This window comes from Rhodopseudomonas sp. BR0C11 (genome assembly GCF_010820945.1).
GTDB lineage: Bacteria > Pseudomonadota > Alphaproteobacteria > Rhizobiales > Xanthobacteraceae > Rhodopseudomonas > Rhodopseudomonas palustris_H.
On sequence record NZ_QTKI01000584.1, the window covers coordinates 1 to 2,163 of the forward strand.

General features: G+C 66.4%; 3 protein-coding genes. All 3 read left to right on the forward strand.

Translation table 11 applies throughout. From position 1 onward, the window contains the following. Positions 1–945 (forward strand): molybdopterin dinucleotide binding domain-containing protein (locus tag DYI24_RS25430; protein ID WP_164574284.1); only part of this gene is annotated, 945 nt, incomplete at its 5' end. A 14-nt stretch (positions 946–959) separates the two neighbouring features. Then, positions 960–1,529: a peroxidase-related enzyme gene (locus tag DYI24_RS25435; RefSeq protein ID WP_107346190.1), complete on the forward strand. Its 570-nt coding sequence runs from the start codon at positions 960–962 to the stop codon at positions 1,527–1,529. 79 nt (positions 1,530–1,608) lie between these two features. Continuing rightward, positions 1,609–2,163 (forward strand): class II aldolase/adducin family protein (locus DYI24_RS25440; RefSeq protein WP_164574285.1); only part of this gene is annotated, 555 nt, incomplete at its 3' end.

The window sequence follows — 2,163 nt, forward strand, 5'->3', positions numbered from 1 at the left end:
ACCGCGCAGCGTGCCGATATCGTGCGGCCGGCGACAACCTCGATCGGGCGCAATGATCTCGCCGGCAACCGCCGCTCCGATTTCGTGATCGCGATGAAGCAGGCGATCGCGCCGGTCGGCGAGTCGCTGCCGGATTTCGAGATCTTCAATCGCATCGCCGCCAAGCTCGGCGTCGCCGACGGCTTCAACGAAGGCCGCGACGAGATCGGCTGGGTGCGGCATCTCTACGAAGAGGTGCGGCAGGACGCGGTCGAACGGCTCGGCTTCGAGATGCCCGACTTCGACACCTTCTGGGAGCGCGGCTACGCCCGCTGCCCGGTCCGCGCCGAGCACACCTTCCTGGCCGACTTCCGTACCGATCCCGCCGCGCAGCCGCTCAACACCGAGAGCGGCCGGATCGTACTCGGCAGCCGCACACTGGCCGGGCTCGGCTATGACGATTGCCCGCCGCATCCGGCCTGGCTCGAACCGGCCGAATGGCTGGGCAAGGGCGACGCCTCCGATCTGCACATGATCTCGCATCAGCCGGTCGGCCGGCTACACAGCCAGATCGAAACCGGCGTCGCCAGCGTGGCGGCCAAGCGCAACGGCCGCGAACAGGCGAAGCTGCATCCGACCGACGCCGCGGCGCGCGGCATCCAGGACGGCCAGACCATCCGCATCTGGAACGGGCGCGGCGCCTGCCTTGCGACCGCGACGGTCACCGACACGGTGCGGCCCGGCGTGCTGGTGCTGCCGACCGGCGCCTGGTTCACGCCGCGCGACGAGAACGGCCTCGAAGTCGCCGGCAATCCCAACGTGCTGACGCTCGACATCGGCACTTCGCAATTCGGCCAGGGCTGCTCGGCCCATACCTGCCTGGTCCGCGCCGAACCACACATCGCCGATCAGCGCGACGCTTTCGACGAATATCAGGACAAGCTGGTCGCCCTCGCGACCGCCTAGAGAGAGACTGCGACATGACCAAGCCTGCTATCAGCCGCTTCCCGGTTCCGGATATCGCCAGCCTGCCGGAGGACATCCGCACCCGCATTCTCGCGGTGCAGGAGAAGTCCGGCTTCGTGCCCAACGTGTTTCTCACGCTGGCGCATCGCCCCGACGAATTCCGCGCGTTCTTCGCCTATCACGACGCGCTGATGGACAAGCCCGGCCCGATCACCAAGGCCGAGCGCGAAATGATCGTGGTCGCCACCAGCAACGCCAACCAATGCCAGTATTGCGTGATCGCGCACGGCGCGATCCTGCGCATCCGCGCCAAGAACCCGCTGCTCGCGGACCAGATCGCGGTGAACTATCGCAAGGCCGACATCACCCCGCGGCAGCGCGCGATGCTCGACTTCGCCATGAAGGTCTCGGCCCAGGCCTACGAGGTCGGCGACGCCGACATCGAAACGCTGAAGAGCCACGACTTCAGCGAAGAAGACATCTGGGACATCGCGGCGATCGCGGCGTTCTTCGGCATGTCCAACCGCCTTGCCAACGTCACCAGCATGCGGCCGAACGACGAGTTCTATGCGATGGGGCGCTGAGGCGCCTCGTTCGAGCTTCCGCGACGATGCGCAGCGGCCGGTAAGAGCCGCAGCGGCCAACCTTTGAGGAAACCCACCCATGACGCTTCCCGGCGCTGCCGACGTTGCAACCCGGCAATCCATTATCGATGCCTGCCGCGAGATGACGGCCTTGGGCATCAACCAGGGCACGTCCGGCAACATCAGCGTCCGCACGGAAGACGGCATCCTGGTGACGCCGTCCGGCGTGCCCTACGAGTTGATGCAGCCGGAAGACATCGTGGCGATGAACTGGGACGGCTCGTGGACCGCGCCGGAAGGCCGCGTGCCTTCGACCGAGTGGCGCTTCCATCTCGATATTCTGCGCGAGAAGCCGGAAGCCAACGCCGTGGTGCACGCGCACCCGATCTTCTGCACCATCATCGCGATCATGAACCGCGCGATTCCGGCGATCCACTACATGATCGCGGCGGGCGGCGGCAACGACATTCCCTGCGCGCCTTACGCGCAATACGGCACGGCCGAACTGTCGCAAACGGTGCTCGCGGCGCTGCGCTATCGCCGCGCCTGCCTGATGGCGCATCACGGAATGATCGCAATCGGTCCGAACCTGCGCCGAGCCTGTCTCCTATACACCTCTCCGAACCCACGAGAC

What these genes read in the sequence shown, in the direction of transcription:
- DYI24_RS25435 (WP_107346190.1), top strand. Translation starts at nt 960, where the DNA reads ATGACCAAGCCTGCTATCAGCCGCTTCCCGGTTCCGGATATCGCCAGC.